21 protein-coding genes and 3 tRNA genes are annotated in these 26547 nt (G+C 58.8%); 11 read left to right on the forward strand and 13 right to left on the reverse strand.

The genetic code is table 11. From position 1 onward, the window contains the following. The first annotated feature begins 141 nt into the window (after window positions 1-141). Together emmdR and B498_RS20205 are read left to right on the forward strand one after the other, a co-directional pair. Window positions 142-1596, forward strand: a complete 1455-nt coding sequence (emmdR, locus tag B498_RS20210) for a multidrug efflux MATE transporter EmmdR (protein WP_021241423.1) — start codon at window positions 142-144, stop codon at window positions 1594-1596. Between the two features lie 103 nt (window positions 1597-1699). Further along, window positions 1700-1775, forward strand: a tRNA-Asn gene (locus B498_RS20205). Window positions 1776-1920: 145 nt separating this feature from the next. On the opposite strand, the gene B498_RS20200 is transcribed toward B498_RS20205, so the two are convergent. The 3 genes from B498_RS20200 to shiA all read right to left on the reverse strand — a co-directional run bounded on the left by B498_RS20200 (window position 1921) and on the right by shiA (window position 6553). Beyond that, a complete protein-coding gene (locus B498_RS20200) occupies window positions 1921-3693 on the reverse strand; it encodes an aminopeptidase P family protein (RefSeq protein ID WP_008499470.1) in 1773 nt (590 codons plus the stop codon). Window positions 3694-3711: 18 nt separating this feature from the next. After that, complete coding sequence (locus B498_RS20195) at window positions 3712-5166, reverse strand: AMP nucleosidase (protein WP_008499471.1); 1455 nt, start codon at window positions 5164-5166, stop codon at window positions 3712-3714. 73 nt (window positions 5167-5239) lie between these two features. Then, complete coding sequence (gene shiA / locus B498_RS20190; RefSeq protein WP_008499472.1) at window positions 5240-6553, reverse strand: shikimate transporter; 1314 nt, start codon at window positions 6551-6553, stop codon at window positions 5240-5242. A 191-nt stretch (window positions 6554-6744) separates the two neighbouring features. On the opposite strand from shiA, the gene ldtA reads away from it, so the two are divergent. Continuing rightward, window positions 6745-7644, forward strand: coding sequence for a L,D-transpeptidase (gene ldtA, locus B498_RS20185; RefSeq protein ID WP_008499473.1), 900 nt, complete (start codon window positions 6745-6747; stop codon window positions 7642-7644). A 145-nt stretch (window positions 7645-7789) separates the two neighbouring features. On the opposite strand, the gene B498_RS20180 is transcribed toward ldtA, so the two are convergent. Continuing rightward, window positions 7790-7865, reverse strand: a tRNA-Asn gene (locus B498_RS20180). Between the two features lie 320 nt (window positions 7866-8185). Between B498_RS20180 and nac the strand changes: the two genes are divergently transcribed. Together nac and cbl are read left to right on the forward strand one after the other, a co-directional pair. Continuing rightward, window positions 8186-9103 carry a nitrogen assimilation transcriptional regulator NAC gene (gene nac / locus B498_RS20175; RefSeq protein WP_008499475.1) on the forward strand — a complete coding sequence of 306 codons (918 nt, stop codon included), beginning with the start codon at window positions 8186-8188 and terminating at the stop codon, window positions 9101-9103. A gap of 96 nt (window positions 9104-9199) precedes the next feature. Beyond that, entirely contained in the window at window positions 9200-10150 is a 951-nt protein-coding gene (gene cbl, locus B498_RS20170; RefSeq protein ID WP_008499476.1) for an HTH-type transcriptional regulator Cbl, read from the forward strand. Window positions 10151-10192: 42 nt separating this feature from the next. Here the strand turns inward: cbl and B498_RS20165 are convergent, their stop codons facing one another. Then, entirely contained in the window at window positions 10193-10801 is a 609-nt protein-coding gene (locus B498_RS20165) for a glutathione S-transferase family protein (RefSeq protein ID WP_008499477.1), read from the reverse strand. Between the two features lie 170 nt (window positions 10802-10971). Here B498_RS20165 and B498_RS20160 point away from each other — a divergent pair, with 170 nt between their 5' ends. Continuing rightward, window positions 10972-11877, forward strand: coding sequence for a LysR substrate-binding domain-containing protein (locus tag B498_RS20160; RefSeq protein WP_008499478.1), 906 nt, complete (start codon window positions 10972-10974; stop codon window positions 11875-11877). Between the two features lie 14 nt (window positions 11878-11891). On the opposite strand, the gene B498_RS20155 is transcribed toward B498_RS20160, so the two are convergent. Further along, window positions 11892-12830 carry a LysR family transcriptional regulator gene (locus tag B498_RS20155; protein WP_008499479.1) on the reverse strand — a complete coding sequence of 313 codons (939 nt, stop codon included), beginning with the start codon at window positions 12828-12830 and terminating at the stop codon, window positions 11892-11894. Between the two features lie 141 nt (window positions 12831-12971). Here B498_RS20155 and B498_RS20150 point away from each other — a divergent pair, with 141 nt between their 5' ends. Then, window positions 12972-13373 carry a RidA family protein gene (locus tag B498_RS20150; protein WP_008499480.1) on the forward strand — a complete coding sequence of 134 codons (402 nt, stop codon included), beginning with the start codon at window positions 12972-12974 and terminating at the stop codon, window positions 13371-13373. A 107-nt stretch (window positions 13374-13480) separates the two neighbouring features. Here B498_RS20150 and B498_RS20145 read toward each other — a convergent pair. From B498_RS20145 to B498_RS20120, 6 genes are all read right to left on the reverse strand, one after another. Then, window positions 13481-13556, reverse strand: a tRNA-Asn gene (locus B498_RS20145). A 164-nt stretch (window positions 13557-13720) separates the two neighbouring features. After that, window positions 13721-15910 (reverse strand): TonB-dependent siderophore receptor, encoded by a 2190-nt coding sequence (locus B498_RS20140; RefSeq protein ID WP_008499481.1) that lies wholly within the window; start codon window positions 15908-15910, stop codon window positions 13721-13723. 26 nt (window positions 15911-15936) lie between these two features. After that, window positions 15937-17262: a lysine N(6)-hydroxylase/L-ornithine N(5)-oxygenase family protein gene (locus B498_RS20135; RefSeq protein WP_008499483.1), complete on the reverse strand. Its 1326-nt coding sequence runs from the start codon at window positions 17260-17262 to the stop codon at window positions 15937-15939. Further along, a complete protein-coding gene (gene iucC / locus B498_RS20130; protein WP_008499484.1) occupies window positions 17259-19001 on the reverse strand; it encodes an IucA/IucC family protein in 1743 nt (580 codons plus the stop codon). Before iucC ends, B498_RS20135 begins: the two co-directional genes overlap by 4 nt. After that, complete coding sequence (locus tag B498_RS20125; protein ID WP_008499485.1) at window positions 18998-19945, reverse strand: GNAT family N-acetyltransferase; 948 nt, start codon at window positions 19943-19945, stop codon at window positions 18998-19000. Before B498_RS20125 ends, iucC begins: the two co-directional genes overlap by 4 nt. After that, window positions 19945-21687, reverse strand: coding sequence for an IucA/IucC family protein (locus B498_RS20120; RefSeq protein ID WP_008499486.1), 1743 nt, complete (start codon window positions 21685-21687; stop codon window positions 19945-19947). Before B498_RS20120 ends, B498_RS20125 begins: the two co-directional genes overlap by 1 nt. Window positions 21688-21825: 138 nt before the next feature. Here B498_RS20120 and B498_RS20115 point away from each other — a divergent pair, with 138 nt between their 5' ends. Continuing rightward, window positions 21826-23037: an MFS transporter gene (locus tag B498_RS20115; protein WP_008499487.1), complete on the forward strand. Its 1212-nt coding sequence runs from the start codon at window positions 21826-21828 to the stop codon at window positions 23035-23037. Here the strand turns inward: B498_RS20115 and mtfA are convergent. After that, window positions 23034-23831, reverse strand: a complete 798-nt coding sequence (mtfA, locus tag B498_RS20110) for a DgsA anti-repressor MtfA (protein ID WP_008499488.1) — start codon at window positions 23829-23831, stop codon at window positions 23034-23036. The two genes, B498_RS20115 and mtfA, sit on opposite strands and share 4 nt — an antisense overlap. A 216-nt stretch (window positions 23832-24047) precedes the next feature. On the opposite strand from mtfA, the gene B498_RS21935 reads away from it, so the two are divergent. The 3 genes from B498_RS21935 to B498_RS20100 all read left to right on the forward strand — a co-directional run. Beyond that, window positions 24048-24194, forward strand: coding sequence for a DUF2256 domain-containing protein (locus B498_RS21935; protein ID WP_071530926.1), 147 nt, complete (start codon window positions 24048-24050; stop codon window positions 24192-24194). After that, window positions 24191-25720: a cryptochrome/photolyase family protein gene (locus B498_RS20105; RefSeq protein WP_008499489.1), complete on the forward strand. Its 1530-nt coding sequence runs from the start codon at window positions 24191-24193 to the stop codon at window positions 25718-25720. Before B498_RS21935 ends, B498_RS20105 begins: the two co-directional genes overlap by 4 nt. Before the next feature lie 94 nt (window positions 25721-25814). After that, a partial coding sequence (locus B498_RS20100) for a LysR family transcriptional regulator (protein WP_008499490.1) occupies window positions 25815-26547 on the forward strand: 733 nt, incomplete at its 3' end.

Raw genomic sequence — 26547 nt, forward strand, 5'->3', positions numbered from 1 at the left:
AGCGGCGAAAAAACTTTTGTCAAACCTGATCTTAGGGAAAATCGACTGATTGCTGATTCTGTCGTCAGTTTGTTGTAATTCCACACATCTTTTTTCAGGAAAATACTTTGCAGGATTAGCATTTCTCCCCCATCATTTGAAATGGAGTTTCAACTTTTCTCGCTAAGGTCCATTTTGAACGTCACTGCCTCCTTACGCCAGGCGATCGCGCGCACGCCATGGTATGCAAAACGTAAAAGCTATCGTGTCCTGTTCTGGCGTGAAATCACCCCTCTTGCTGTGCCTATCTTCCTGGAAAATACCTGCGTTCTGCTGATGGGGGTACTGAGCACCTTCCTGGTGAGCTGGCTGGGGAAAGAGGCGATGGCGGGGGTCGGGCTGGCGGACAGCTTTAACATGGTGGTGATGTCATTTTTTGCTGCCATCGATCTCGGGACGACGGTGGTGGTGGCTTTTAGCCTCGGCAAGCTCGATCCCAAACGTGCGCGCGAGGCAGCCCGCCAGTCGCTGATGATCATGACTGTCTTTTCGATTGTTCTGGCGGCGGTGATTCACTATTTCGGTAAAGAGATTATCGATTTTGTCGCCGGGGAAGCCACGAACGAGGTTAAAGACCTGGCGCTGACCTATCTGGAGATGACCGTCATCAGCTATCCGGCGGCGGCTATCGCCCTGATTGGCAGCGGCGCGCTGCGCGGGGCAGGTAACACCAAAATTCCGCTCCTGATCAACGGCGGAATGAATATCCTGAATATCATCATCAGCAGCGTGCTGATCTACGGCGTGTTCTCGTGGGACGGGCTGGGGTTCGTCGGCGCCGGACTGGGGTTAACCATTTCACGCTATATCGGTGCGGCGGCGATTATCGGGGTGCTGATGGCGGGGATCACCCCCTCGCTGCGCCTCACGCTGAAGAGCTATTTCCGCCCCTTTAACTTCGCCATTATCTGGGAAGTGATGGGGATCGGCATTCCCGCCAGTATTGAGTCGGTGCTGTTTAACGGCGGGAAGCTGCTGACGCAGATGTTTGTCGCCGGGATGGGCACCGACGTTATCGCCGGTAACTTCATCGCCTTTTCTATCGCCTCGCTGATTAACCTGCCGGGTAACGCGCTGGGTTCGGCCTCGACTATCATTACCGGGAAACGGCTCGGGAAAGGACAGATTGGCCAGGCTGAGCGGCAGCTGCGCCACGTTTTCTGGCTGTCAACCATTGGACTGACCGTGATTGCCTGGGGAACGGCGCCGTTTGCCGGGCTGATGGCCTCGTTCTATACCCACGAAGAGGACGTTAAAGAGGTCGTTAAAATCCTCATCTGGCTCAATGCGGCCTTTATGCCCATCTGGGCGGCCTCATGGGTACTGCCAGCCGGGCTGAAGGGCGCGCGTGACGCCCGCTTTGCGATGTGGGTGTCGATGCTCGGCATGTGGGGATGTCGCGTTGTGGCGGGGTATACGCTCGGGGTGATGCTCGGATGGGGCGTAGTCGGCGTCTGGCTGGGTATGTTCCTGGACTGGGCCGTACGGGGCGCGCTGTTCTACTGGCGCATGGTCAGCGGGCGCTGGCTGTGGAAATACCCGCGGAAAAATGCCTGACAATTGCGCGAAGTGGAGAATAAATCGGCAAACGATCGGAAATATGCATTCTGCCTTTGACATCATGGGGGAGCATCGATAATATGCGCCCCGTTCACACGATTCCTCTGTAGTTCAGTCGGTAGAACGGCGGACTGTTAATCCGTATGTCACTGGTTCGAGTCCAGTCAGAGGAGCCAAATTTGAAAAGCCTGCTTTTAAAGCAGGCTTTTTGCTTTTCTGCGTCGGGTAAAATTGTCGGGTGGCGGCTTCGCCTTACCCGACCGACAAAAACCTCGAATCGTAGGCCGGGTAAGGCGAAGCCGCCACCCGGCAAAAGCCGCACTATCCGTTCACACGAACCGGTGCCGTCGCCTCTTCCAGCCACGAACGCGCATCGCTGTTCACCAGTGGTGACAGCGCCTCACGCACCTGCTGGTGATACGCATCCAGCCACGCTTTTTCCTGTTCGCTCAACAGATCCAGCTCGACCTGGCTTAAATCAATCGGGATCAGCGTCAGCGAGGCAAATTTACAGAATCCCGGACGGCTCTCCACAATCTCCACCTGGTTTTCAATGCGAATCCCGTGGCTATCGCCCAGATAGTAGCCAGGTTCAATCGTCATGATATTGCCCGCCACCAGCGGCCACGGGTTGACCTTTTTGGCGATGCGATGCGGGTTCTCATGGATCAGAAGCTGATGCCCCACGCCATGCCCTGTGCCGTGATCGTAATCCAGCCCCATCTCCCACAGCGGACGACGCGCGAAGGCATCCAGCTGATGCCCCTGAGTGCCAGAGGGGAACTGCAGGGTAATGAGCGACAGAAAGCCTCTCAGCACGGCGGTGTAGTGCAGGCGCTGCTGCGGGTCGACCTTACCCCATACCAGCGTGCGCGTGGCGTCGGTGGTGCCATTAACGTACTGACCGCCGGAATCGTTCAGGTAAAAATGATCATGGCCGATGGGCTTGTTGCTGGCCTCGCTCGAATGATAGTGGCACATCGCCGCATTGCTCGAAGAGGCGGAGATGGTCGCAAAGCTTTGCTCGATAAACCCGGGCTGCTGTTTACGGAACGCGAGCTGCTGCGCCTGCACTTCCAGCTCGGTGAGCGGATTTCCTGCCGCCTCGCGCAGCGGCACTTCGCGGCTCAGCCAGGCCAGGAAGTTGACCCAGGCGGCACCGTCCTGGTGATGGCACGCGCGATACCCAGCCAGCTCGATCGGGTTTTTGGTGGCCTTCATCAGGGTGATGGGATCGGTTCGCCAGACAATCTCTCCCCGTGGTTCAATGGCAAAGCGCAGGGCGACCGGAGCGGAATCGGCATCAACCATCACCCGTTTGCCTGCAGCAATCTGCTGACAGCGTTCGATGAAGGCGTCCTGCGGGGCAATCGTAAACGCATTACGCACGTCTTCAGGCAGGGCGCCGAGCTTGTTGTCGTTTACAAACCACTCAACGTGGCCGTCACGACTCAGCAGGGCAAATGAGAGCGGTACCGGACTGGTTGGGATATCTGAGCCCCTTACGTTGAGCAGCCATGCAATGTTATCCGGCAGCGTAACGGCCAGATAATCAGCATTGTTCGCGGCCAGCACGGCAGCGACGCGCTGACGTTTGTCCTGGCTGCTTTCACCGCTTACTTCAACCGGCATTTCACGAATAAGCCCCGCCGGTGCGGCAGGGCGATCGGTCCATAAGGCGTCAAACGGCGAAGCCTTCAGCGGTACCAGCTTGCACGGCGTGGCGGACAGTTGCTCAAACTCCGTATTGGTCATCAGCAGTGCGTCAAAACCGATGCGCGTGCCTGCCTCCACGTTTTCTGTCAGCCATTCAGCCAGCGGCTCGTTGTGCAGGTGGTGAATTTCAATCTCGTCCAGATTCACCTGAACGCGGGCCTGCACCTGATAGCGCCCGTCGACGAACAGCAGCGCTTTATCCTTCAGTACCAGCGCGACGCCGGCAGAACCGTCAAAGCCCGTCAGCCAGGCCAGCTTTTCGTCACAGGGCGCGCAGTATTCGCTCTGCCACGCATCCGCACGCGGGACGATCATCCCGTCGAGATGGCTGGCCTCAAGCCAGTGGCGCAGGGCAGAGAGCGGAGATGTGCTGGACATGGTTATTCCTTATCGTTATTAGCGGAACGGCGGCTCGTTGAAGGTGCGCAGCTTGCGGGAATGCAGTCTGTCACCTTCCGCCCGAAGCAGGTCGATGGCGCGAATGCCAATTTGCAGATGCTCTGAGATGGCCCCTTCATAGAAACGGTTGGCCTGGCCCGGCAGCTTAATTTCGCCGTGCAGCGGCTTATCGGAGACGCACAGCAGCGTGCCGTACGGGACGCGGAAGCGATAGCCCTGTGCGGCGATGGTGGCGCTCTCCATATCAATGGCTACCGCGCGGCTCAGGTTGAACCGCAGCGCGGAGGCTGAGTAACGCAGCTCCCAGTTGCGGTCATCTGTCGTGACGACCGTACCGGTGCGCAGGCGCTGCTTAACTTCTTCGCCCGGCATGCCGCTGACCGCTTTGGTGGCGTCATACAGCGCACGCTGTACTTCGGCGATGCTCGGGATCGGGATATCCGGCGGCAGCACCGCATCAAGCACATGGTCATCGCGCAGATAGGCGTGGGCGAGCACGTAATCGCCAATCAGCTGGCTTTCACGCAGGCCGCCGCAGTGGCCAATCATCAGCCACACGTCCGGGCGCAGCACCGCCAGATGGTCACAGATGGTTTTGGCGTTCGAGGGGCCGACGCCAATGTTAATCAACGTAATGCCCTGACCGTCGGCGGTGATCAGGTGCCAGGCCGGCATCTGATGCTTTTTCCATGCCAGATCGGAGATGGCCTGCTCGGGGGCTTCGGTCTCTGCGGTGATCCAGATCCCGCCCGCGCAGGAGAGCGCAATATACGGGCTTTCCGGGTCGAGGATCTGGCTGCAGCCCCAGCGGACAAACTCGTCGACGTAGCGGGTGTAGTTGGTAAAGAGCACGAACGGCTGAAAATGTTCAGCGGGCGTACCGGTGTAGTGGCGCAGTCGCGCCAGGGAGAAATCGACCCGGCGGGCGTCAAAGTGCGACAGAGGAGAAAATTCTGCCGGGTGATAAATCCCGTCGGCGGTCTCATCGCCAATCTGCGACAGTTCCGTCGTCGGGAAGTGGCGGGTCAGCCCCGCGCTCATGGAACGGTCAAGGGTTAACGCCGAACCGTCAATTACGTACGGATAGGGGATCTCATGCTGCGAGGGCTCAACGGCAATGTGCGCGCCGTAATCCTGGTACAACAGCGTAAGTTGTTCTTCAAGATACGGGCGGAACAGGGCCGGGCGGGTGACGGTGGTGCTGTAGCAGCCGGAGTGGGTGAAACGGGCGTAGGCGCGGGTTTTTGGCGTCGTGCTGGCGCTGCCGTCCCAGGTCACAGAGAGCGATGGATAAACAAAAAGGCCCTCGTTTCTGGCCTTTTGGTCGGGAAGTTTCCCTGTTTCGATATATTCGCTGATGGCGCTGCGCAGCGCATTGACGGACTGTTCATACAGCGCGTCGAGTTTTTCCAGCGCCTGAGCCGGGGTCAGGCTGGAGCCCTTATTATTCATCTCTGTCTCCTTGTTCCACAGGTGTGCGACTCTACCCGATAGTATGTCACACGCCTGTGAAACAAAAGGGCGATCAGGTGTGGCGGGGCTCTTTCATCACCAGGGCCGTCGCAGCAGAGAGCAGGCAACCGGCCAGCAGATAAATCGCCACGCTGTGCCAGTTTCCGCCGGAGAAGGTCACCAGCGCGGCGGCAATAAATGGCGTAAACCCGCCGCCGACCACGCTTGCGACCTGGTAGCCCACGCCCGCGCCGCTGTAGCGGTAGCTGGCGCCGAACAGTTCGGTAAACATCGGCTGCTGGACGCAGACCACCATGTCGTGAGCGACGTTGGCGAGCATGATGGCGAAGAAGACAATCCAGAAGATCGACTGCGCCTCCAGCGCCATAAAGAATGGCCAGGCGCTGAGGGTTCCCACCAGCGCCCCGGTGATATAGACGCGACGGCGGCCAAAGCGGTCCGCCAGCCAGGCAAAGCAGGGGATGGTCAGGCAGCTGATCCCGCCAACCACCAGGCCGATATTCAGGAACAGTTCACGCGGCAGGCCGAGGTTCTGCGTCGAGTAGTTCAGGGCAAACGCCGTGACGATATACATCGTCAGCAGTTCACACAGGCGCAGGGCAATAATTTTCAGAAAAGCGCCAGGATGCCGGACGAGTGCCTCCATGACCGGCAGCCTTTTTTTGACGGCCGGTTTTTCCTGCTGCTTTTCGAACTCTGCCGACTCCTCCATGCCGTTACGGATCCACAGCGCGGCGATGACCAGCACGATGCTGAAGATGAACGGAATGCGCCAGCCCCAGCTCAGGAACTGCTCGTCGGTGGTAAGCTGGCTGATCAAGGAGACCAGCCCGGTAGAAAGGAGCAGACCCACGCCGTATCCGACCTGCACGCCGCTGCTGTAAAACGCTTTCTTATTTTTGGGCGCGCTCTCAACGGATAGCAGCGCCGCGCCGCCCCATTCACCGCCCACGGCGAAGCCCTGAATCGCCCGTAATGTCACCAGCAATACCGGTGCCCACCAGCCAATCGCGGAAAACGACGGGAGAATGCCAATCAGCGCCGTGGCGATCCCCATCATCCAGACGGTAAGCATCAGCATGCGCTTGCGGCCGAGGCGGTCGCCAAAGTGGCCGAAGATCACCCCGCCCAGCGGGCGAAACAGAAAACCGACGCCGAAGGTGGCAAACGCGGCGAGGGTGCCCATCGCGGGGCTGACCTGCGGAAAAAATTCGCGGTTAAACACCAGCGCGGCGGTAATGCCGTAGAGCAGAAAATCATACCAGTCGACGACGGCACCCGCGAAGCTGCCGAGTGCGGCGCGGCGGGCACGATTGAGCGAAGGTGTCTCCTCGTTGGGATGTGTGGAGGTGAGAGTGGAGTCCATAGTTGTCCTGTCTGCACTGATTTTTAATTATTGGTATAAGAAAAGGTCACTCACATAGCGGCCGTCATATAAACGGAACCTATGAGACTACCGCGACAGGGGGCCTGTGCAAACTGATTTTATTTCCTGATGGGTAATGCAAAACGGCTACGCTATGCTTACTAAAGAGCGAAGCGACTGAGGAAGGGAATATGTGTCGTAAAAAGGCGTTGGGCTGTCTTGCTGCGTTACTCATCAGCCAGAGCGTGCAGGCGGTGAGCTATCCTTTACCGCCGGCGGGCAGTCGCCTGGTGGGGAGCTCGCAGGTCATTACCGTGCCGGATCATAATACGTTACCGCTTGAGGCGTTTGCCGCGCAATACGGGCAGGGGTTGAGCAATATGCTGGAAGCGAACCCGGGCGTGGATCCTTTTTTGCCCAAATCCGGCACCCGGCTGGTCATTCCCCAGCAGCTGATTTTGCCCGACACCGTTCGCGAGGGGATTGTCATTAACGTGGCGGAAATGCGTCTCTACTATTACCCGCCGGGCAGCAATACCGTTGAAGTGCTGCCCATCGGCATCGGTCAGGCCGGGCGCGAAACCCCGCGTAACTGGGTAACGGCGGTTGAACGTAAGCAGGTGGGACCCACCTGGTCTCCGACGCCCAAAACGCGCCGTGCCTATGCGGCAGAGGGAAAAACGCTGCCTGCCTTCGTGCCCGCCGGGCCGGATAACCCGATGGGGCTGTATGCAATCTATATCGGCAGGCTCTATGCCATACACGGCACAAACTCCAATTTCGGCATCGGGCTGCGGGTGAGCCAGGGCTGTATTCGTCTGCGGAATAACGACATCAAATACCTTTTCGATAATGTTCCCGTCGGAACCCGCGTGCAGCTTATCGATCGGCCCGTTAAAGTCACCACGGAACCGGACGGCAGCCGCTGGGTGGAAGTGCATGAGCCGTTGTCACGTAACCGTGCGGAATTTGAATCGACCCGGAAAGTGCCGCTGCCGATATCGGCCGCGCTGCGGACAGAGTTGATCAACGAGGGTGCAGGTGCTGAGCTGGAACGGCGGTCAGGGATGCCGGTGAAGCTCGGCAATTGAGGACATTTTCGCCGGGTGGCGGCGTTGCCTTACCCGGCCTACGATTCGAGGTTTTTGTCGGTCGGGTAAGGCGCAGCCGCCACCCGACAATTTAACCCAACCCAGAAAAGCAAAAAGCCTGCTTTAAAAGCAGGCTTTTCAAATTTGGCTCCTCTGACTGGACTCGAACCAGTGACATACGGATTAACAGTCCGCCGTTCTACCGACTGAACTACAGAGGAATCGTGTGAACGGGGCGCATATTATCGACCTGCGTTCACCTTGTCAAAGGGTGGATCGCCGCCTTTTGATCGTTTGCTGACAAAATCGGCAAAGTGCTGTTTTTGACAGCGGAATGCACCGCTTTGGTGCGGATATACCTCTAATGGGGCAGATCATAAACTGCTGTTTCGGTAATAAAACCCCCCTCCATGATTAGGTTTCCTTATTTTCAGGCGCTTAGCGCCCGATTCAGACCGCCTGGTAAAAGTGGCATTCATATTGCAAAACCTGTTCAACAACGACAGCCGGTTCCGGCACAGCATTTCGAACAGGGGGCAAAATGAACTTAAGACGACTGAAATACTTCGTAAAAATCGTCGATATCGGCAGCCTGACTCAAGCAGCAGAAGTGCTGCATATCGCGCAGCCTGCGCTGAGCCAGCAGGTGGCTACTCTGGAAGGCGAGATGGATCAGCAGCTGTTGATCCGCACCAAACGCGGCGTCACGCCAACGGAAGCCGGAAAAATTCTCTATACCCATGCGCGCACGATTCTGCGCCAGTGCGAGCAGGCGCAGCTGGCGGTGAATAACGTGGGTCAGACCCTGAGCGGACACGTTTCTATTGGCCTGGCGCCGGGAACGGCCGCGTCCTCTATTACCATGCCGCTGCTGCAGGCCGTTCGCGCTGAGCTGCCTGAAGTGCTGGTGTACCTGCACGAAAACAGCGGGTCCGTACTGAATGACAAACTGCTCAACGGCCAGCTGGACATGGCGGTGCTTTACGATCGCTCCCCGGTGGCCGGGATCACCAGCCAGCCGCTGCTGAAGGAAGATCTCTATCTCGTGGGCACCCGCGACTGTCCGGGCCAGAGTGTCGACCTTACCGCCGTGGCAGAGATGAACCTCTATCTACCGCGCGACTACAGCGCCGTGCGCGTGCGCGTGGACGAAGCGTTCTCCCTGCGCCGCCTGACGGCCAAAATCATCGGCGAAATTGACTCGATCTCCACGCTGACCGCAGCCATTGCCAGCGGCATGGGCGTCACCGTGCTGCCGGAATCCGCCGCGCGTTCGCTGTGCAGCGCGGCGAACGGCTGGATGGCGCGGATCACCACGCCTTCCATGAGCCTGCCGCTCTCGCTGAACATGTCCGCACGCGGTTCGCTGTCGCCACAGGCGCAGGCGGTAAAAGAGATTCTGATGTCGCTGGTCAGCAAGCCATCGCTTGAGAACCGTGAACTCCAGCTCGTGAGCTGATATTCCATAAAAGCATAAGATGCTGGTTTTTATTATTTGTTCTGCAGCTCGGCTGACTCTAACAATAGAGCTATGTCAGATGCGCCGGAGTGAATCGTGAATTTCCAGCAGCTTAAAATTATCCGTGAGGCGGCCAGGCGGGACTACAACCTGACCGAGGTCGCCAATATGCTTTATACCTCTCAGTCCGGCGTCAGCCGCCATATCCGCGAGCTGGAAGAGGAGCTGGGCATAGAGATCTTTATCCGTCGCGGCAAGCGGCTGCTCGGCATGACGGAGCCGGGTAAAGCATTGCTCACCATCGCTGAGCGGATCCTCAACGAGGCCAGCAACGTGCGTCGTCTGGCGGATCTCTTCACCAATGATGCCTCCGGCGTGCTCACCATCGCCACCACCCATACCCAGGCGCGCTACAGCCTGCCGCCGGTGATTAAGGCGTTCCGCGAACTTTTTCCGGAGGTGCGTCTGGAGCTTATCCAGGGCACGCCGCAGGAAATTGAAGTGCTGCTGCAAAACGGTGGGGCGGATATCGGTATCGCCAGCGAACGCCTGAGCAACGACCCGCTGCTGGTGGCGTTCCCCTGGTTCCGCTGGTATCACAGCTTACTGCTCCCGGTCGATCATCCGCTGAATCAGGTCTCTCCCCTGACGCTGGAAGACGTTGCGAAATGGCCGCTCATTACTTATCGCCAGGGGATCACGGGACGTTCGCGCATAGACGAGGCCTTCAATCGTAAAGGGTTAACGCCCGACATCGTGCTGAGCGCGCAGGACTCTGACGTCATCAAAACCTACGTCGAGCTGGGTCTGGGTATTGGCCTGGTGGCGGAACAGTCCAGCGGAGAACGCGAGGACGGGAACCTGGTGCGTCTTGACACGCGTCATCTGTTTGACGCCAACACCGTATGGCTTGGCCTGAAGCGCGGACAGCTGCAGCGTAACTATGTGTGGCGCTTTATCGAGCTCTGCAACGCCGGGCTGTCGGTGGACGAGATTAAACGGCAGGTGATGGAGCCAGAAGAAGTGGCGATTGATTATCAGATTTAGGTGCGGGTTTGCCCGGTGGCGAGTGCTTACCGGGCTCGCCACTTAGCTGAATGGGTATTTTCTAAAGACCGCCTGTGATTCGAATGATTCGGCAAACGCCTGAATCGTTCTAAAATCCGCTGCGTTAACGATCTGCGGGATCATCGACTGAATAAAAGTCCAGACAACCGTGCTCGTGACGGCAACCTGATCGGGAACGGCGGTGGCGGGACGCCCCTCCAGTAAGGTATTCCATTCCCTGCAGGCCGCCAGCAGCTGGATTGTAATGCGTTCGACCCATGAAACGTGCTGCTTTTCCACCGGACGCAGGTTGTGTTCATACACATTTTGCACAGCTTTCTCAGCGGCGGCGAGAATAAAGCCCAGCGTCTGAAGATCGTTTGCCTGCGCATCCGGCGCGACGGGCAGGAGTCTCCGCTCGGGGTCGGCCTGAGCCTCAAAATAATTCAGAATCAGCGAGGAATCCATCAGACGTATTCCGTTATCCAGAACCAGCGTCGGGGCTTTTACCGCGGGGTTGATCCGGGAGAATGCGTCGAAGGTGCTAAAGACTGACAGCGGCTGGCTTTCAAACTCAACCCCATAAAGCTCAAGGGAGATCGCCACGCGCCGTACATAAGGTGAATCCATCATGCCAACAAGCTTAATCATCTTTCCCGTTTTCCTGTCTGTGTGAAAGAACGCGTCATTGAAAAGGATGACCCGACATTACAATACAATTTGCATGGCGAATATCTTCAGTATCTTACCGTAAGGGTTAGTATTACTGACATATGGTCAGGTTGCCGCTGTATATCCAGCGCAGATAAGGAAGTGCTTTCATGTCGGATTTTCCACCCATTGCCAGTTTGCGAAGCTTTGAAGCCGTCGCCCGTCTTGGCAGCGTGACGCTGGCGGCGAAAGAACTCCACGTTACCCATTCCGCTATCAGCCAGCAGATCAAAACGCTGGAGGAGATGGTGGGCGTAAAGCTGTTTATCCGTCAGGGGCGAGGAGTGCAGATCAACGAAGAAGGGCGGCTCTATGCCTTACAGGTACGCGAGGCGTTGAACCACATCGCGGATGCCACCCGGCTCGTGCAGGTGAAGCCGAGAAAGCAGGAGTTGACGCTGGCGATGGTGCCGTCATTTGGATGCCACTGGTTATTACCGCGTCTGGCTCGTTTTCGGGCGAAGTATCCGCTTATTACCCTGCGGATCCAGGCCAGTCTGACGGTCACCAGCCTGCAGCAGGAAGGGATAGATATCGCGATACGGATGGGGCAGGGAAACTGGGAAGGGAGCGAAAGTCATTATCTTTTTTCCGATGAGCTCATTGTGGTGGCCACACCGGGCTATAACGGGGGCGTGCTGCCCGCTACGCCAGCGGAGATTGCAAAGAGTCATATTATTTTCTCCATGGAGTCGTGGAAAACGTGGTGCGTGAATGCGGGGCTGGAGAAAGAGATTGTGCCTGGCGGTTTATGTATTAACGACTCCAATATCATTATCGAAGCCGTTCGGCTCGGGAAAGGCATCGCGCTGGAGCGTCGCTCTCTGGTTCAGGATGCCATCACCCGAGGTGAACTGGTCCAGCTAACCTCCATCACTGCGCCATATCCCTGGCCTTACTGGCTGGTGACAGCGCAGTCAAAGGAGGAGAAGCCGGAGGTGGGGCTTTTTGTGGCGTGGCTGGATGAGGAGGTGGCGGCCTGGCGGCGAGCGGTGAGTGCTGTGGAAAGTAACTAACCCTAATGAGCGAATCAGGGTCTGGGAGGGAGTGACTTATTATTGGAATTAGGGACATGCTGCTGCATCAATTCAACGATCCAATCAATAAAAACGCGCAGTCTGGCGTTGACGTGGCGGTTAGGCGGAAATGCCAGGTACAGGGGCATTGGCTTAATACGCCAATGTTCGAATAGCCGAATCAAGGAACCACAAGCCTGATGCGCTTCTGCCATATAGACCGGCAGCGCAATCACGCCTAACCCGGCTAACCCAGCTTCGAGGTAAGCATTGCCATCATCCACGGCAAGGACATAGCTCCCCGTGATGTCAATATGTTCACTCTCACTGCGCAGTACCAGCGGATCAATCTTACCGGTGCGCGAGGACAAGAACCCTACAATGCGATGGTCGGTGTTTTCCAGCTCTCGCGGGTGCGCAGGGGCGCCGAGGCGTTCCAGATAGCTCGGTGCGACGTAAACACCGATTTGCAAATCGCCGACATGGCGTGCGATCAGGGACTGGTCGTTGATTTCGCCGCCGCGCAGGACGCAATCCACGTTGTCGCCGATCAGATCCACCACCCGGTCGCTCACGCCCATATCGAACTGGATATCCGGGTAGCGTGCGTGAAAAGCCGGAAGCGCCGGCACCAGGATGAGGCGGGCCAGCGGACTGGGCACGTCTACCCGTAGCCGCCCCCTGGGCGTCATCGTCGCGCTGGACAGGCTGTTTTCAGTATCTTCCATGTCCGCCAGCAGGCGGATGACGCGTTCGTAGTAGACCGCGCCATCGGGGGTCACACCGAGCCTGCGGGTGGTGCGATGGAGCAATTTGACGCGCAGGCGCGCTTCCAGCTGCTGAATGAGCTGCGTCACCGTGGTTTTGCTCATATGAAGCGTTTGGGCAGCCTTTGTGAAACTACCTGCCTCAACCACGCGAGCAAAGGCGCGCATCGCGTCGAAACGATCCATTCCTTATCCTCTCTTTTCACCGATTGTTTGGATATTACAAACAATGATGGACAAAGTCGCTTGTTTATCCGCCCGAACCTGCACCTGTAAAGTGTCTTTATGTTCAACGGGCTGATTTTGCCCTATTGCAAAGGTACAAACATGACAGCACGCGAAGCCGTTTTTCCCTCCGGTCGACAGGCGCTCTATGAGCGCAATCGCTATTCACCGGCCATCAAATCCAACGGTTTCTTGTTCGTTTCGGGGCAGGTGGGTAGTCGCGAGGATGGTTCGCCTGAACCCGATCTGAAAGCGCAGGTCAGGCTGGCCTTCGATAATCTTAATGCTGTCCTCGCGGCTGCGGGCTGCACGTTCGCTGACTTGGTTGACGTGACCCTCTTTGTCGTCGATCCCGAGTCAAACCTCGACGCTATCTGGAGTATCCTGCCAGAATATTGGGGGGACGCGCCTTATCCTACCTTGACCGGGATCGGCGTGACGTGGCTGTACGGATTTAAGTTTGAGATTAAGGTGATTGCCAGGCTGGATGCGATTCAGAGTTAACTTCAGAGATGCAGTCCCGTAGGTCGGGTAAGGCGAAGCCGCCACCCGACAATTTTACCCGACGCAGAAAAGCAAAAAGCCTGCTTTAAAAGCAGGCTTTTCAAATTTGGCTCCTCTGACTGGACTCGAACCAGTGACATACGGATTAACAGTCCGCCGTTCTACCGACTGAACTACAGAGGAATCGTGTGAACGAGGCGCATAGTAGCGACCTCAGTTCGCCTTGTCAAAGGGTGAAATCGCGCTTTTTGTTCGTTTGCCGACAATTTCAGCAAATCGCTGATTTTATAGTAAATTTGCTTCGAAATTACACAGCAAAATGCGCCGCCCGCAGGCGGCGCTCGGGATTAGAACAGTACGGAGTAGTTCAGACCAAACGTCCGTCCACGGCCTTTATAGGTATACAGGCCCGGTGCACCGTAGGTTGGGCTATACAGCCCCGGCGCGCGCTGGCCCCAGGCGGTGGTATAGTCTTTGTCCAGCAGGTTCTCCACGCTGAAGCTGACTTTACCCACCGGCAGGGCGTAGCTGCCCAGGAAGTCGACCGTGTTGTAGCCATCGATCTTCTTGCCGTCGGCGTCAGAGACGTCAAAGGTCTGCGTGCTCTGCACGCGCAGGGTCCAGTCGCCCGGCGCCCAGTTGACCCACGCGCTGGCTTTCGACGGGCTGGCGCTGTCGACCGTCAGCTTCTCCCATTTCCCGTTTTCGCGGGTTTCAGACTTAATGGCGTTAAAGTTCGCGCCCGTGCTCCAGTCGCTGTCGGTGAAGAAATAGTCCACCTGACCTTCCACCCCGTAGATACGACGCTTGTCGTCTTCCAGGTTGATGGTCATGTCCGTCTTGTTGATGGTGATGGTTTTATCCGAGAGCGAGTAATATGCCGCAACCTGGGTGCGCAGGTTATCCCCGGTGTAGCGCCAGCCCAGCTCATAAGCGTTGACCTTGATACCGTCCAGCTTCGAGTCGTTGACGTTGACGCTGTTCAGCAGGCGATAGTGACCGTTGCTGAGCTGATAGGTCCCGGAGCCGTAGTACTTCGCCAGGTCCGGAATTTCGAAGCCCTGGGAGAAGTTAAACCACAGCTGCTGCTGTTCGGTCAGGCGACCGAGGATCCCGGCGTTAAACAGGAAGTTGTTGTAATCGGTTTTCCCGCCCGGCACCGCGTCGGCGGAGGTGGCTTTCCCGGTAGCGATGGCCTGCTGCTGGGTGTAACCGACAAAGTCGTCCACCTTGTTCTCGGTGTACTGGTAGCGCACGCCGCCGCTCAGGGTGATGGCGTCAATGTCATAGCTGGCCTGCAGGAACGGGGCGAGGTTAGTGATGCTATAACCCGGGTAGCGGCCCACGTTGTAGGCGTTATCCAGCTCCATGCCGCCACTTGCCGCAGCTTTTTTCAGGTTGAAGAACTGCTGGTTGGCGTCGAAGGTTTCGTGGTCGGCATCCATACCCCAGGTCAGCGTCAAATCGTCCACCGGTTTGCTGTTCAGCGTCAGCTTGCCGCCGTAGAAATCGGTTTTCTGCTGCGACGCGCCGATGCTGGTGACCACACCTTTGGTCAGGGTTGGGAACGGATAGTAGGTCAGGCTCTCGTCGCGATAGTAAATCTGCGCGACCAGATCCTGGCCCCAGAAGTCGGTATTGGAGTATTGCAGGTTGATCAGATGGCGCTCGGTACCCGGCACGCGGTCAGAATCGAGGTTACCTTTGTTGTACGCGGTCGCATCCCCCGTGACCGCCGAGAAATTCTTCCCGAGATACAGACCATGCTTGCCGTCGGACTCGCTCTTGTAGTACTGGGTCGTCAGCTGCAGCTGTTGATGATCGTCGATGTTGAGGGTGCCTGTGCCCATCACGTCGATACGGTCAGAATACTGTAAGCCGGTCTGGGTGTTATCAATGATCACCTCGTCGCCGTTGCCGTCATACCAGCCGCCGTAGCGCTGATACGACACCGACAGACGACCGGACGCGTTATCGTTGCCGCCGCTGACCGCTGCCGACACGTTCTCATCGTGGTCGTTGTGGCTGTTGAACCCGCTTTTAGCCCCGGTCTGGAATTCGACTTCGGTCTCAGGCTGGCCTTTTTTGGTGACGATGTTCACCAGACCGCCGGTACTGCCGCCGCCGTAGAGTGACGTGGCGCCGGAGATAACCTCGATACGGTCAATGTTGAACGGATCGATAGAGTCGAGCTGGCGGCTGTCGCTGCGGGACGAGTTCAGGCGCACGCCGTCCACCATCACCATCATGGAGCGGCCGCGCAGGTTCATGCCGTAGTTGGTACGCCCCTGGCTGCTGACGTCCATGCCCGGAATCAGCTGCGCCAGCACTTCTTTAATCTCTTTCCCGCCCTGAACCTGCTGCTCAATTTCAGCCCGCTCGATGACCCAGGTGGTCTGCGCCATCTCCGCCACGCTGCGGTGCGCGCGGCTGGCGGAGACCACGATATTTTCTTCCTTTTGTTCTTCCGCCCACGCAGAGGTAGAAAGCATTGCAAGCAAGCAAGGATTTAAAACCCAAAGATGAGAACGTTTCATTGTTATGTTGACCCTGATTGTGTGTGTCAGTACTCGGTGGTTTTTGCTAATGATTTAAAAACCTGGCTGTTCTCCGGGCTGGTGGTGCTTCGCCAGTGGATAACGCCGGGGGTGGTAGCCAGCTCAAACGGCTCGTCGGCGTGCGCGCGATTCAGAATTCGCGCCGCGCGCCAGGCCATCAGGCTGAGCTGGGGTTCGGCAATGCCGAGACGGTGCATCCCGGCATTCACGGCAAACAGGCGGTTACTCTGCGGGCCGTCCCATTCGAGGGTGAAATCGTTGTTGATGCAGAAGGCTTCGTCCGTATCCAGATGCAGGCGGTGAGACAGCGGCGCCAGGAACGCAGGCTGCACGGCGCGATAGCCGGTGGCGAAAATCACAACGTCACTCTCCAGCTGCTCACGGCCGCCGTCGAGGTGATGCTGTATGCTCAGACGCTGTCCGTTTTCCAGGCGCGTCAGGGCCGTCACCGAGCGGGACGGCATCAGGTGCGCCCAGGGTTTTTCACGCAGCACTTCAAAGCGGTGGTACATGGCGCGGTAAATCGCCAGCAGGGACTCGGTGGTGATCCCGTCGGAGGTCATCTTCTGCTCGTGCAACATCTGACGACGCGCCTCTTCACCGAGCGTGGAGAAGCTGTCCACGTACTCCGGCGTGAAATACTCGTTAGCAAAGGCGGCTTCATCCAGCGCGTTGTAGTTGTTGCGCCGCGAGACCCAGTTCAGGCTCAGCGGCTGGCCCCATTCGCCGCGGAAAATATTCAGGAACAGGTCGGCGCCGCTCTGGCCGCCGCCGACAACGGTGACGCGCTTGCCCGCGAGATCCGGCGTGCGCAGCATCATCTCGCTGGCGTGGAAGCAGGTATCGTCCTGCGCCGTGACGCAGTCCGGCAGGTTGATCTGCTTACCGATCCCCACGCAGACGTGGCGCGCCAGGAAGCGATCGCGCTGGGTCACTACCTCAAACAGGCCGCTTTTCTCATCAAAGCTCACCTGTTGTACCTGCTGGCTGAAGGCGAGGTTGGTGAGGTTGTCCGCCGCCCAGCACAGGTAGTCGGCAAACTCCTCCCGTGAAACGGTGCGCTGCTCGGTGGTCAGGAAGCGGTAGAACTTTTTACGCTGCACCAGGTAGTTCAGGAAGCTGTGGCGGTTGGTCGGCTCGACGGCACTGACCAGATCCTTCAGGAAGCTGGTCTGCATGTGGCAGTCCGGCACCATCATCCCCGGGTGCCAGGAAAAGTGCGGTTTGCGCTCAAGAAACAGCGAGCTAAAGCCGTCCAGCCCTTCTGCGAGGGCGGCGATGCTAAGGTTAAACGGGCCGATACCAATGCCGATGAAATCATAGGTTTTCATTGCGCGGACTCCCGGGAGGCCAGAAAAAGAGGGTTATCAAGGTCGGTGACGTAGTTCGGCAGCATGCGGCTGCCGCCGTCGTGTTCGGAGAAGGTCAGTTTGACCGGGTTGAGGATCACGCGAATAATCTGCGGCTTAAACAGGTCGAACGTCGCAAAGCGCTCGGCAAGCTCGGGGTGCGCGGCCATATAGCGGTGCAGAACGCCGGCGAGGATCTGATAGAAACGCGTTTCGCTGACGCCGCTTTGCAGCGTGAGGCGTGAAATAAAGCGCAGCACCGTCACGAAGTTGCCGGTTTGCAGATCGTGGATGATGTAATCCGCGCTCAGGCGCGCCGTGACGGCCTTCACCTGTTCCGGCAGGCTCTGGGCCTGCGGGAAATCTTCATCCACCAGGCGCATATCGCCCTGGAAATCCTTCAGCAGGATGCGCTGTGGGATAGAGTCCTTCATCACCAGCGTCACGTTCTGCCCGTGGGCGATCAGCGCCACGCCGTAGCGGCAGAGCAGGTGATAGAACGGGATCACCGATGCCTCAAACAGCTTTTCCAGCCACGCGTCGGCGCTTAGCCCGGAACGGTTGATCCACGCGTCGATGAGCGGGCGCCCGGCGTTATCGGTTTCCATCAGCGCCGCCAGCAGCACCGCCTGTTCACCCTCCTGCAGATAGCAGGACGGGTTCTCGCGCCAGATCACCCCCAGCATCTCCTGATAGCGGTACGGCGCTTTCGGCAGCGCCGCATAGCCCGGATGCGACAGATATCCGGCGGCGGGTTCGCCAAGTACCTGCGCGCCAGAGCGGGCAAGCGTGGCGTCGGTGGCAAACTGCTGCTGCAGCCAGCGCGAGGCCAGCGGCCCGGCGGCAATGTATTTGCCCGGAATACCGCGATAGCAGGAGGTGTTGTAGATCGTCAGCGGAAGCTTGATGTCAAACGGCGCGCGACGGCTGGCGTTGGTGAGCGTGCGCAGAGACTGCTGCGCCAGGTACTCATCGCCAAACTCGCCCAGCTCAACCATCTCACCGCGCGCCAGCTGCGGCAGGAAATGAATGGCGATCTTCTGCTGCCACTGCCACGGGTGCAGCGGCACCGGCAGCCAGCTCTCGTCGAGGCCCAGCGCCTGCCAGCGGGCGTCAAAGCGGGCGCGCTCGGCGTTGTCCATGGCGCTCGCCAGCAGGGCGCTGATATCGCAATCGGCGTCGCTGCTCCAGACCAGATGCTCTCGCTGAACGGCAACCCAGTGCAGACGAAAACGTCCGCGGTACTCCGGTGCGTACTGGCGCAGCGCGTCCAGCCCCCAGCCGCGGCGACCTTTGTTGAAAATAAACTTCGGGTGACCGCGCATCAGGCACTGTAATTCGTCCGGATCGAGGTGGATCAGCGCGTCCGCATCCAGCGCGTCACGCGCCTGCAGCAGCTGCATGTCGCCGCGCAGCGTGGCGTAGAGGTCCTCCATGTGCTCTGCCGTTTGCGCGTCGCTCATCTCCAGCACCGTCGCCAGCTGCAGCAGCGCGCTTTCCGCTTCGACGGCATCGCCGCTGGCGGTGGTCAGGCTGTCCGGGTCGATATGCAGCCAGCCCCAGATCCCGCGCGTGGCGCAAAACTGCCAGGACGCGTTGCCCATGGCGATGCGCCAGCCGTCCGACGAAACCGGCTCGGCGCGCAGGGTGCGCTCGTATTCCAGCTCGGCGAGGATCTTCGCCACCATCTCGCGGTTCACTTTTTCCCAGAGCGCGTTCACAGGCCCACCTCGCTGAAGAAGCGGTGACGCTGGCTCATAATGAGGCGCGAGCGTTTATGCGGGAAGTCGAACTCTTTCACCGTGTCAAAACCGGCAGAGGAAAGGTGACGGAACAGGCGCTGGTTGTCGAAGCGCGGCTCGGCCACGATGCGCGTGGTGCGCGGTTCATCGAGATACAGGTAGTGGCTCAGACCGCGCAGCCAGCTGCGGATGTACTGCGCGCCGCGCCAGTTCTCTTCGCCCACCAGCATGTGCAGCCCGCGGTCAAACGGCTGCCAGCGGTAGTGGCGGCCAATGCGGTCTTCCGGTGCCCAGTAGAGTTCAAAATAGCCAAACGGTTGATCGTCGAAGCAGCCAATAACCGGGTAGCAGTAGGTCGAGTCGAGCTGACGGCGCAGGTAGTTTTCCTGCTCGGCCTGCGGGCCCGCCATCTCCCAGAAGGCGTTCACACGCGGGTTATTCATCCAGCGGGTAAAACGCTCGCCGTCCAGCGCCACGTCGGCCACGCGGAAGCTGAGGGTACGCTTAATTTGCGGATCGTAACGGCGATACACCTCACCCTGCGGGCGGCGAGGGCGCAGCGGGAAGTACAGTTGACGGCTCTCGTCAAACTGCATTCCGCCGCTCGCCTGCAGGCGTTCGCCCTTCAGCCACAGCGGCAATTGCCAGAAGGCGTCGCGCGCCAGATAATCACCGTGGGCCAGGCCAAACAGCGCCTGCGCCTGGGGTTCATCCTGCCAGTCCGCCCACGGCAACGTAATGCCGGTCAGCGCGGGGGCGGCCACAAACAGCTGATCCAGGGCTTCCACCAGCCAGCCGTCCGGGATCCCCTTCAGACGCTCCAGCACCGCGCTGCCGTCGAGACCCAACGCCAGCGGCAGGGCGCGATCCGTTGCGGTGCAGTGAAAGCCGTAGCCGGAATGGACGATATTCGCGATAGCCATCACGCCTTCTCCTTGTAGAACGGGTTGCTAAAGTCGAAATAGATCACCGCCGGATCGGCGATGGTGTTTTCATTGCGATCGTGCAGGTAGCAGAAGAAGTTGCCTTTGCAGTTCCAGGTCGGGCTGTCGAGCACGTAGTCGAGGCAGCGGGTCTGCTTCGCCGTGCGGCGCAGTTCTGCCAGCGCGTCGCGCACCCGGGACATCAGGCTCTCTTCGCTGTCGAAACCGGCGGCGGCGAGGGCGGCGGTGACGGCAAGGGTAGAGTTCAGCAGCAGGTAGTAAGGGAAGTAGCGCAGCAGCTGGCTCTCGCCGAAGCGGTTTTCCACCTCAGTTTCGCCCGCCTCTTTCAGCCACGCGTCGGCGCCTTCGGTCCACGCGCTGCCCTGGCAGTCGCGGTAGATCAGCCCGACCGGGAAATCCTGCTGCATCTCAACGAGGATATTTTGCTGGTGCGCCAGAAGGACCAGACCGTAGTCCGCCTCGGCGCTGAACAGCGGAAGCAATACGCGGTCGCAGTAGGCGTCCAGCCAGCAGCGGGCGGCCTGGGCGAGCGGTAAATCAAGACGCTGGCTCAGACGGCGCACCGCCGCGGCGAGCAGGCTGTCACCGCCGTCCGGCGCGGCCTGCGTCAGGCTCACCAGCACGTTGGTCTGGGTGTCTGGCGTATCGAACAGCAGATTGACGCGCAGGGCCATCAGGCTCTCTTCCTGAATAGTGCCGCTCTCGTCACGCAGCCCCGCCCAGCCGTCTTCCTGCATCACGCGCATGGTCGGGTAGCGCGCCTGTAAATCCTGCCAGCGTTCCGTTTTTGCCAGACGCGCCAGGCGCATGCCGCGCTTCACCTCTTTCACCGACAGCGTCCGCACGGAGTTGGTCAGGCGCACGCTGAGGGAGAACTTAATCATGTCGCTGTTGGTCTCGCTGTACAGCGAGCGGGAGGAGCTGGTGGGCAGCCACTGTGCGCCCGCTTCACCCAGGTCCTGCAACGAACCGTTTTCCACCAGACGCTGGCACCAGTTCTGCTCCAGCAGATAGTCGGCCTGCCACGGGTGCATCGGCAGCAGCCAGCGGGTGTCGGTAAAGTGGCCGAGCAGCTCGGGCGCGCTCTGGGCCGCAAAGCGCAGCAGACGCTCACGCAGGGAGACGTTCAGGCTGTCGCCGGCAACGAGCGTGCTCTCAACGGCAAACCAGCGCAGCGGGAAGCGGGAGGCGAAATCGGGCAAATAGCGGCGCGCCTCGGCTTCGTTGAACGGCTCGTGGGACTTCGGTGCCGGGTGAAACGCATGGCCGACCAGCAGCGCCTGTTCCGCTTCGGCAAACGTCAGCGGCTTATCGCGCAGGGTTGCCCAGCGGTGGCGTAAATCAATCGCCTGCCAGGTGTGTGCATGGCTTTCGAGAACGCGCTGCTTAAAACGCGCCAGCGTATCGGCATCCAGCGAGCCTTTTACGGACGGTTTTTCAAGAATTAAATCAAGCAGTTGAGGGAAAGTGACGGCGTCACCCCTGTCGCTGTTGCTCTGAATCCGCGTTGCCGGGAAACGGTACTGATGATGCTGGGTGGGTGAGAAATAGCGTACCGGCACCCGAAGCGCCTGGGTTTGGGAAAGCGGGATATGGATCTCAGATAGTGCATCCGCATCGGTAGCGGGGAGATAGCGCCAGTCCTTCGTTTCACGCAACAGGGCGTTTAAAAAGCACTGGGCTGCAACGTCTGTACCGGCGGCGCGGAGCAGAGCACGCATAGATGTACCTCATTCCATGATTGATAATAATTCTCGTTATGATATTCATTCTGTTTACACTCGCAACCATTTTTGCAATATTTGTTTTCATAAACTTCATAATTTCCACACATTTATTGACACTATGTTCACATTCTCATGCGCGCTGACTCTGAAACCTTGACGGAAAACGTCACTTCAAAAGCTAACTGGCCCCTGGCGCTATCTGCGGGGTTACTGGGCATCGGGCAAAACGGTTTGCTGGTGATGCTCCCGCAGCTGGTCACCCTGACCGGGCTGTCACTCTCGGTCTGGGCCGGGCTGTTGATGTTTGGATCCATGCTCTTTTTACCGGCCTCGCCCTGGTGGGGGCGTCAGAGCGAGCGGAAGGGGTGTAAGTCCGTCATGCTGGCCTCGCTAAGCGGCTATCTGGCCAGTTTCGTCGTGATGGCGCTGGTGGTCTGGGCGATGGCGGCCGGAAGGCTGGATACGGTCTGGGGGCTGGCGGGGCTTATATTCTCGCGCCTGCTCTACGGACTGACGGTCTCGGGGCTGGTGCCTGCGGCCCAGACGTGGGCGATTCAGCGTGCGGGACTGGAGAAAAGAATGGCGGCGCTGGCGACGATAAGCTCCGGCCTCAGCTGCGGGCGTTTGCTCGGCCCGCCGCTGGCGGCGCTGATGCTCAGCGTTAATCCGGTGGCGCCGCTCTGGCTGATGGCGGTTGCGCCGCTTCTCGCTCTGCTGCTGGTGCTTCGCGAAGTCGCCGATCCGCCGCTGCCGCCGGTAGCCCATCAGGCAACCCGCCTGCAGGCCTCCATGCTGCCGTTCCTGCTGCTGGCGCTGCTGCTGGCGGCGCTGGTGAGCCTGATGCAGATTGGCCTGTCACCGCATCTTAGCCCCTTGCTGGACGGTAACGCCCGGGACATCAGCCATCATGTTGCGCTTCTGCTGAGCCTGGCCGCGCTGGCCACGCTCGCGGCACAGTTTCTGGTGGTCCGCCCGCAGCATTTCAGCCCGGTGACATTGCTCAGCATCGCGGCGGTGCTGATGGTGGCTGGGCTTGGGCTGATGTCTGTCGCCGGTTTAGCGCTGTTCTACGTGGGGATTGTTATCACGTCACTCGGGGCGGCGATGGCCACGCCGGGCTACCAGCTGCTGCTGAACGATCGGCTAACCACGGGGAAAGGGGCGGGCGTCATCGCCACCAGCCACACGTTAGGCTACGGCGTCAGCGCGCTGATGGTGCCGGTCGTGACGCGCTTTTACGGGGAGCAGTCTTTAACGGTGGCCGCGTGGGGAATGGCATTGCTGTTTTTAGCCCTGAGCATAGGGGTATGGTCAACCGAGCGTACCCCTGCTGAAAAAGCTTAATGAAACTGGCGGGACGAATGCCCGCCGGACGCCTCATTCTGCCGCAGGCGCTGTAGCGGATCCTGCTGATAAAACTGGCAGAAACGTTGCCAGAGGGCCGGAAAACGGGGCGCGAAGAGCTCGGGCGCGCTGAAGAAGTACTCGGAGAGCACCGCAAAGCACTCTGCCGGGTCGGTTGCCGCATAGGCGTCAATGCTGGCCGCGCTTTCGCCCACCAGGTCTATTTCATCCTGGATGTTATCCATCGCCGCGTGCAGGTCGTGCTCCCAGCCCGCCACTTCGCGAAGCGGGATCCGCGGGACGCCGCTGGCGCGATCGCCGTTGCGGGTGTCCAGCTTGTGTGCCACTTCATGGATAATTAGATTAAAACCGGAGGCGTCGAACGAGTCCTGAATATCGAGCCAGTTGAGGATAATCGGCCCTTGCTGCCAGCTTTGTCCGGACTGCACCACGCGCTGGTTATGCACCAGCCCAATATCGTCCTGCCATTCGTCATCCACCACGAACGGCGCAGGATAGATAAGCACTTCGTGGAAACCGTCCAGCCACTCAATGCCGAGTTCAAGCACCGGCAGACAGAAAAGCAGCGCGATGCGGGCGTTTTTCAGGGGATCGAGTTCAAACCCCTGCAGCGGCACCAGGCGCTTTTGCTGTAAAAAACGATCCGCCAGCTGAACCAGTTTCGATTGTTCATCCGGGTTTAGATTAGCCAGAACAGGGATCGTCAGCGCGTCATCCCATGGCAGCGCCACATCCCGGCCAGCCTCATTCGTTTTCCAGGGCCACTTTATCATCGCTTTGCTCGCAAACTCGTCACTTGAACAAAAATGGGAAAGTCAGGTTAGGTTAAGATGCCAGAATATCGCCTGCTGCGACAAATCCAGCCTGAATAAACTATCATTTCGTACGTAGCGGTGGGTAGCGGTTTGCGGGCATCACCTTCATTTTGTGAAGTCTGTCGTAGCCTTTATCCGCAGGTGGGGTGAATAAATCAGTACGGTATTGAAAAGATGAGCGATTTCAAAGGTAACAAGCAGGACCTGCCCAGTCGACTGTGTGTGCACTGCCAGCGGCCCATGACGTGGCGCAAGAAATGGGCGAAATGCTGGAATGAGGTTAAATACTGTTCTGAGCGCTGTCGCAGGAGCCACCGTTGACCGAGCTACGTCTGATCCTGGGCGATCAGCTTAATCCGCATCACAGCTGGTTTGATACCTGCAGTCCGAACATCATTTACGTGATGCTGGAACTCCGGGCAGAAACCGCCTATGTGCTTCATCACGCCCAGAAAGTTATCGCTATCTTCGCCGCCATGCGGGCGTTTGCCTCTGCATTAAAGGAGAAGGGGCATCGGGTGAGGTATGTCCGACTTTCTGACAGCTCGAACCGCGGCGCGCTGGAAGACAATCTCAACGCGCTTGTCGCGCATTACGGCGCGGGCAGGGTGATATGGCAGGAGCCCGACGAATGGCGTCTTGATACGCAGCTGCAGGCGTGGGCGAAAACGGTCTCCGTTGAAACGGCCTGCGTCAGCAGCGAGCATTTTTTCACCGTGCGGGAACAGGTCAGCGCGTTTTTTGCGTCACGCAAAAGCTGGCGAATGGAGTACTTTTACCGGGAAATGCGTCGTCGGCACGGCGTCCTGTTGACGTCAGCAGGCGAGCCGGAAGGGGGGAAATGGAATTTCGATGCTGAAAACCGCAAGCGCTGGTCCGGCGAGCCTCCCGCGCCTGGGGACGCGCGTCCCTGCCACGATCGTTCCGCCTTATGGGCGGAGATCCAACGCTGCGGCGTAAAGACCTTCGGCGAACCGCAGGCCGACAATTTTCGCTGGCCGCTCAACCGTTCTGAAGCCAAAGCCAGGCTGAATGAATTTATCACGCACGTGCTCCCGCAGTTTGGAAACTGGCAGGACGCGATGCACACGGAGGAACCTTTTCTTTTCCATTCGTTAATTTCGTTTGCGCTGAATACAAAGATGCTTAATCCGCGGGAAGTGGTTGCCGCCGCCCAGCAGGCGTGGCGTTTGGGCCACGCGCCGCTGCCTGCCGTTGAAGGGTTTATCCGGCAAATTCTCGGCTGGCGGGAGTATGTGCGCGGGATCTACTGGTCGCAGATGCCCGGCTATCGGGAACTGAATGCCTTAGACCAGCACGCCCCGCTGCCGGACTGGTTCTGGACGGGCAAAACGCAGATGCGCTGCCTGGCGCATGCCGTTGGGCAGTCGCTCACCGAGGCTTACGCCCACCATATCCAGCGCCTGATGGTCATTGGAAACTTTAGCCTGCTCAGCGGCCTGTCGCCGCAGGCGGTTCATGAATGGTATCTGGGCGTCTATATTGACGCCTTTGAGTGGGTGGAACTGCCCAATACCCTCGGCATGAGCCAGTTTGGCGATGGCGGGTTGCTGGCCAGTAAGCCCTACGTCTCAAGCGCGTCATACATTCATAAGATGAGTAATTACTGTCAGGGGTGCCGGTATCAGCACAACCAGCGTACCGGAGAGCAGGCCTGCCCCTTCAATGCCCTTTACTGGGACTTCTTTGCGCGCAATCAGGCGCGTCTCGGCAACAATCCCCGCCTGGGCATTGTCTTTAAACAGCTTGCGGACATGACGGAAGAGGATCGGCAGGCCATTACCGACCGCGCCGGGTACGTCCGCCTGCATCTCAACGACCTCTGATCGGTATTTCAACGCCTGGGCGGTTGCGGCAGGTCAATAAGACGCTATTATTTTTGACTTTGTTGCGTATTCCATGACAGGACATCCAGACGCTATGCCCGTGAATTTTGACCTTAACGATCTTTATGCTTTCAGAGCGTTAGTGGAATACGGTAACTTCCGTGTCGCCGCTGAATCTATCTGCTTATCCCAGTCGGCGCTGAGCCGCAGGATTGAAAAGCTAGAAGCCGCGCTGGGAAACAGGCTGTTCGATCGCACCACCCGCCGCGTGGCGCTGACGCTCTACGGGCAAAACTTTGCCGAGCGCTCCGCGCAGCTGCTCGACAGCGTGGAGTCAATGCTGGCGGATGTCGATAAGGCCAGCGAAGAGCGGACGGGGCTGATCGCGGTTGCCGCGGTACCTTCCGCGGCCTGTTACTTTATGCCCGACGTGATCCGGCGTTTTCAGTCTCGCTATCCGCGCGTTCGCATCAAGCTCATCGACAGCAGCGCGGGGAATGTGATTGACGCCGTGGCCCGCAGCCAGGCGGATTTTGGTATCTGCTTTGCAGGAAATCTGCCGTCAGAAATCGAGTTTTTCCCGCTGGTGGAGGATGTCTACGTCGCGGCGTGCCGAAAGGATCACCCCGTGGCGCAGAAGAGTCACCTGACGTGGCAGGCGTTTTACCAGCAGGATTATATCTCCCTCGATAAAACGTCAGGTAACCGTAACCTGCTCGATCGGATGCTGGGGGATATTATTCCCGGGCGCCCCAGCGTCTGCGAAACGCGTCACGTCACCACGATGCTCGGTATGGTAGAGGCGGGGATTGGCATCGCTGCCGTTC

The sequence above is a fragment of the Enterobacter sp. SST3 genome (assembly GCF_000286655.1).
Classification (GTDB): domain Bacteria; phylum Pseudomonadota; class Gammaproteobacteria; order Enterobacterales; family Enterobacteriaceae; genus Enterobacter; species Enterobacter roggenkampii.

Bases quoted from the DNA above. Each gene is read 5' to 3' on its own strand.
- emmdR (WP_021241423.1), top strand. From the start codon at position 142: ATGGAGTTTCAACTTTTCTCGCTAAGGTCCATTTTGAACGTCACTGCC.
- B498_RS20200 (WP_008499470.1), bottom strand. From the start codon at position 3,693: ATGTCCAGCACATCTCCGCTCTCTGCCCTGCGCCACTGGCTTGAGGCC.
- B498_RS20195 (WP_008499471.1), bottom strand. From the start codon at position 5,166: ATGAATAATAAGGGCTCCAGCCTGACCCCGGCTCAGGCGCTGGAAAAA.
- shiA (WP_008499472.1), bottom strand. From the start codon at position 6,553: ATGGACTCCACTCTCACCTCCACACATCCCAACGAGGAGACACCTTCG.
- ldtA (WP_008499473.1), top strand. From the start codon at position 6,745: ATGTGTCGTAAAAAGGCGTTGGGCTGTCTTGCTGCGTTACTCATCAGC.
- nac (WP_008499475.1), top strand. From the start codon at position 8,186: ATGAACTTAAGACGACTGAAATACTTCGTAAAAATCGTCGATATCGGC.
- B498_RS20165 (WP_008499477.1), bottom strand. From the start codon at position 10,801: ATGATTAAGCTTGTTGGCATGATGGATTCACCTTATGTACGGCGCGTG.
- B498_RS20160 (WP_008499478.1), top strand. From the start codon at position 10,972: ATGTCGGATTTTCCACCCATTGCCAGTTTGCGAAGCTTTGAAGCCGTC.
- B498_RS20155 (WP_008499479.1), bottom strand. From the start codon at position 12,830: ATGGATCGTTTCGACGCGATGCGCGCCTTTGCTCGCGTGGTTGAGGCA.
- B498_RS20150 (WP_008499480.1), top strand. From the start codon at position 12,972: ATGACAGCACGCGAAGCCGTTTTTCCCTCCGGTCGACAGGCGCTCTAT.
- B498_RS20140 (WP_008499481.1), bottom strand. From the start codon at position 15,910: ATGAAACGTTCTCATCTTTGGGTTTTAAATCCTTGCTTGCTTGCAATG.
- B498_RS20135 (WP_008499483.1), bottom strand. From the start codon at position 17,262: ATGAAAACCTATGATTTCATCGGCATTGGTATCGGCCCGTTTAACCTT.
- B498_RS20125 (WP_008499485.1), bottom strand. From the start codon at position 19,945: ATGGCTATCGCGAATATCGTCCATTCCGGCTACGGCTTTCACTGCACC.
- B498_RS20120 (WP_008499486.1), bottom strand. From the start codon at position 21,687: ATGCGTGCTCTGCTCCGCGCCGCCGGTACAGACGTTGCAGCCCAGTGC.
- B498_RS20115 (WP_008499487.1), top strand. From the start codon at position 21,826: ATGCGCGCTGACTCTGAAACCTTGACGGAAAACGTCACTTCAAAAGCT.
- mtfA (WP_008499488.1), bottom strand. From the start codon at position 23,831: ATGATAAAGTGGCCCTGGAAAACGAATGAGGCTGGCCGGGATGTGGCG.
- B498_RS21935 (WP_071530926.1), top strand. From the start codon at position 24,048: ATGAGCGATTTCAAAGGTAACAAGCAGGACCTGCCCAGTCGACTGTGT.